The sequence below is a fragment of the Salmonella sp. 32070601201500089SM genome (assembly GCF_017573605.1).
Classification (GTDB): domain Bacteria; phylum Pseudomonadota; class Gammaproteobacteria; order Enterobacterales; family Enterobacteriaceae; genus Salmonella; species Salmonella enterica.
The window spans coordinates 1-4,134 of record NZ_JAGETK010000027.1 but is presented as its reverse complement, the minus strand read 5'-3'; the positions used below and the strand labels follow the sequence as shown (position 1 = coordinate 4,134).

The following is a 4,134-nucleotide window of genomic DNA, read 5'->3' as shown; positions in this document are numbered from 1 at the left end:
CGCCAATTTCCCAGTAGCTGAGAGAGGTTTTCGTGCCGCGGGACACGCGCTGTACGGCTTCGGCCACCGCCAGCACCGCAATCCAGCAGGCCATCGCCATCCCCACCGCCGTCATGGCGATGATTTTATCTTCCAGCAGCCATGGCAAAAGTACCGACAGCACCAGGGTGGTGACAACGGCAGCCCACAGCAGTTTCCTGATGTTACGCGGCCGGTCCCGGCCCCAGCGCACCAGCGGCCCCACCCCCAGCAGCAGGGCAAAGGGGACCATCAGCCAGGTGAACATGGTGTTAAAGAACGGCTCCCCCACCGAAATGCTGCCCAGCCCCAGCTGTTTGTGCACCAGCGGCAGCAGGGTGCCCAGCAGCACCACCAGCATGGCGGCCATCAGCAGGACGTTGTTGCCGAGCAGCAGCGACTCGCGCGACCACAGCGTGTTGTTCACCCGCGAACGCACCCTGTGCCCGCGCACGGCGAACAGCAGCAGCGAGCCGCCGGTGACCAGCACCATAAAGGCGAGGATAAACATTCCGCGCGCCGGGTCGGAGGCGAAGGCGTGCACCGACACCAGCACCCCGGAGCGCACCAGGAAGGTGCCCAGCAGGCACAGCGAGAAGGCGCAGATGGACAGCAGCAGCGTCCACGCCTTAAAGCCGGCGCGCTGTTCGGTGACCGCCAGCGAGTGCAGCAGGGCGGTACCCGCCAGCCACGGCATAAAGGAGGCGTTCTCCACCGGGTCCCAGAACCACCAGCCGCCCCAGCCCAGCTCGTAGTAGGCCCACGCCGAGCCGAGCACAATGCCCAGCGTCAGGAACACCCACGCCGCCAGCGTCCACGGGCGGGCAAAACGGGTGAACGCGCTGTCCAGACGCCCGCTCAGCAGCGCGGCGATGGCGAAGGCGAAGGCCACCGAGAAGCCGACATAGCCCATGTACAGCAGCGGCGGGTGGAAAATCAGCCCCGGGTCCTGCAGCAGCGGGTTCAGGTCGCGCCCCTCCACCGGAAAGGCCGGCAGCGTGCGGGCGAACGGGCCGGAGGTGAACAGGATGAACGCCAGAAAACCGGCGCAGACCATCCCCATCACCGCCAGCACCCGGGCGACGATATCCGCCGGCACCGGCCGGCTGAACACCGCCACCGCCAGGGTCCAGCCGCTCATCAGCAGCACCCACAGCAGCAGCGAGCCCTCGTGCGCCCCCCAGGTGGCGGCCACCCGGTACCACACCGGCAGCTGCGTGTTCGAGTTGCCGGCGACATAGGCCACGGTGAAGTCGTTAACCACAAAGGCGTGCACCAGCACGAAAAACGCGCCCGCCACGCAGATAAACAGCAGCCAGGCGAACACCCCGGCCGACGCCATCATCCGCGCGTCACCGCGCGCCACGCCCCACAGCGGGTAAACGGACAGCAGCAGCGCCACGCCGAGCGCCAGGCACAGCAGCGCGTGGCCGTATTCAGGCATCATGATGAGGTGTCCTTATCAGCGCGTTGCGGGCGGCGGTGGTTTTCCTGCATCGCCTTTTCCACTTCCGGCGGGGTGTAGTTCTCGTCATGTTTGGCCAGCACCTCGTGCGCCAGGACGTGGTTGCCCTTCTCCAGGGTGCCCTGCACCACCACCCCCTGCCCCTCGCGGAACAGGTCCGGCAGTATCCCCTCATAGCTCACCGTCACCGACCCTTCGGCGTCGTAGAGGCTGAAGTTCACCTTCAGCGAGTCCGGGTCGCGCCTGACGCTGCCGGGCATCACCATCCCGCCGACGCGCAGGCGCTGGCCCGCCGCCGGCAGCTGCTGCGTCTCGCGCTTGCCGTAGAGGATTTCGCCGGGGGTATAGAACAGGTCAATATTCGCGCGCAGCGCGTACAGGACCAGAGCGGTGGTCAGCGCCAGGCCCGCCAGCACCGCGCAGACCACCCATAGCCGGTTTTTACGTCGCAGGTTCACGCGGCCTCCTGTTGCGCCTGTGCGGCACGCATCCGCGCCTCGCGCGCCCGCTGCTGCGCCACGCCGCGCAGAATGGCCCGGCGCTGCAGCACCGTGTGCAGCGCCAGCAGCGCCAGCGGCGCCACGGTCATCGCCACCGCCAGCCAGACAAAAAAGGCGTACCCGCCCATGGCGAAAAAATCGCTCCACGATGAAAATGCCGGACTCACCGGTGCCCCCTTTTCAGTATCAGTTCGCTCACCCACGGGCGGCGTTTTTCCATCAGTAAAATCAGGTTGCGCATCCGCATCAGCGAAAACGTCATAAAGAGCAGCAGGAAGCCGGCGATGGCCCAGCGCAGCGGCGAGCGCATCGCCGGGTCGATACTCTGCTGCATCCGCGTCGAGCCCTGGTGCAGGGTGTTCCACCACTCGACGGAATAGTGGATAACCGGCAGGTTCACCACGCCGACCAGCACCAGAATGCCCGCCGCGCGCCCGGCCATTTTACGGTCGTCAAAGGCGTGCCACAGGGCGATGACCCCGGCGTAGAGAAACAGCAGCACCAGCTCCGAGGTCAGGCGCGCGTCCCACACCCACCAGGTGCCCCACATCGGTTTGCCCCACGCCGCGCCGGTGACCAGCGCGATGAAGGTGTACACCGCCCCCACCGGCGCCATCGCCGCGACGGCAAGGCTGGCCATTTTCATCTGCCAGACCAGCCCGGTGAACGCCGCCACCGCCATCGCCGCATAGATACCCATCGACCAGATGGCCGCCGGGACATGCAGGTACATAATGCGGTAGCTCTCCCCCTGCTGGTAGTCCGCCGGGGCGAAACCAAAGCCCCGGACCCAGCCCGTGGCCAGCGCGATGATGCCGACTGCCGCCAGCCACGGCACGAGCCTGCCGCAAATCTGATACAGCCGGGGCGGCGCCGCCAGCTGATGAAGGGTTTTCCACATAGTCGTCACCTGACCTCCTGAAACCAGTAAAATGTCCGTCGTGCCGGGGCGCTACTGCGTACTGATGCGCAGCGCCGCCGCGGTGGCGAACGGGCTTAACGTCGCGCTGCCCGCCAGCAGCGCCCCCAGCACCGCCAGATAGCCGTCAGCGGGTAAATGCATCGATGCCGCGTCCATCGCCGCGGTGGCGAAAATCAGCACCGGGACACTCAGCGGCAGCACCAGAATGCCCAGCAGGACGCCGCCGCGCCGCAGGCCGGCCGTCAGCGCGACGCCCGGCGCGGCGAGAAACCCCAGCGCCGGCGTGCCGAGCAGCAGCGTCAGCGCCATGATTTTCCAGCCGTACACGTCCATCCCCAGCAGCAGCGCCACCAGCGGGGAGAGCATCATCAGCGGCAGGCCGGTCACCGCCCAGTGCGCCAGCACCTTCGCCAGCACCACCGCCGGCAGCGGCACCGGCAGCAGCATCAGCTGCTCCAGGCTGCCGTCCTGCAGGTCGTCGCGAAACAGCCGCTCCAGCGCCAGCAGCGAGGCCAGCAGCGCCGCCACCTGGATGATGCCCGGCGCGATACGCGCCAGCAGCTGCGGCTGCGGCCCGACGCTTAACGGAAACAGGGTGATGACCATCAGGAAGAACCACAGCGGGCCGGCGATGTCCGCGCCGTGGCGGAACGCCACGCGCAGCTCGAGACAGAAGACACGCCACATCACAGCCCGGCCCCCCCGCCGGTCAGCACCAGGCGGCGGACGGTGTCCGCGGCCCCCGGCAGCGGCTGGTGGGTGGTGAGAATGACCATCCCGCCCTGCGCCGTGTGCGCCGCCATCCGCCGGGTGAGGCGCGCCACGCCGTTAACGTCAATGGCGGTGAACGGCTCGTCGAGCACCCACAGCGCGGCGCGGGTCAGCCACAGGCGGGCCAGCGCCACCCGGCGCTGCTGCCCGGCCGAGAGCTGAGCGACCGGCACGTCCTCAAATCCCGCCAGCCCGGCCTGCGCCAGCGCCTCCGGGAGGCGCGCGCCGTCGCCGGGGTGGAAGAAGTGCAGGTTCTCCCGCGCCGTCAGGCGGGTTTTGATCCCCGGCTGGTGCCCTATCCACAGCAGGCTGCGATGGAAGCTGTCGCGCACGCGGCGCAGGGGCTCGCCCTGCCAGTACACCTCGCCGCCGTCCGGGCGCGCCAGCCCGGTCAGCAGGCGCAGCAGGGTGGTTTTTCCGGCGCCGTTGCCGCCGGTGACCTGCACCCACTCCCCGGC

General features: G+C 68.3%; 6 protein-coding genes. All 6 read right to left on the bottom strand.

Annotated features, from left to right (window positions below; all coding sequences use genetic code 11):
• On the bottom strand, positions 1–1,465 hold a 1,465-nt coding region (locus tag J4728_RS23560), incomplete at its 3' end, for a heme lyase CcmF/NrfE family subunit (RefSeq protein WP_243771314.1).
• Entirely contained in the window at positions 1,462–1,941 is a 480-nt protein-coding gene (gene ccmE / locus J4728_RS23555; protein WP_001053600.1) for a cytochrome c maturation protein CcmE, read from the bottom strand. The genes J4728_RS23560 and ccmE, both read right to left, overlap by 4 nt.
• Positions 1,938–2,150 (bottom strand): heme exporter protein CcmD, encoded by a 213-nt coding sequence (gene ccmD / locus J4728_RS23550; protein ID WP_000074110.1) that lies wholly within the window; start codon positions 2,148–2,150, stop codon positions 1,938–1,940. Before ccmD ends, ccmE begins: the two co-directional genes overlap by 4 nt.
• On the bottom strand, positions 2,147–2,884 hold the full coding sequence (locus J4728_RS23545; protein ID WP_208212512.1) for a heme ABC transporter permease: 738 nt from the start codon (positions 2,882–2,884) through the stop codon (positions 2,147–2,149). The genes ccmD and J4728_RS23545 overlap by 4 nt, the downstream gene beginning before the upstream one ends.
• Before the next feature lie 51 nt (positions 2,885–2,935).
• On the bottom strand, positions 2,936–3,595 hold the full coding sequence (ccmB, locus tag J4728_RS23540) for a heme exporter protein CcmB (protein WP_000990037.1): 660 nt from the start codon (positions 3,593–3,595) through the stop codon (positions 2,936–2,938).
• Positions 3,592–4,134, bottom strand: a 543-nt coding sequence (gene ccmA / locus J4728_RS23535) for a cytochrome c biogenesis heme-transporting ATPase CcmA (protein WP_080111333.1), incomplete at its 5' end; no start/stop codon positions are given. The genes ccmA and ccmB, both read right to left, overlap by 4 nt.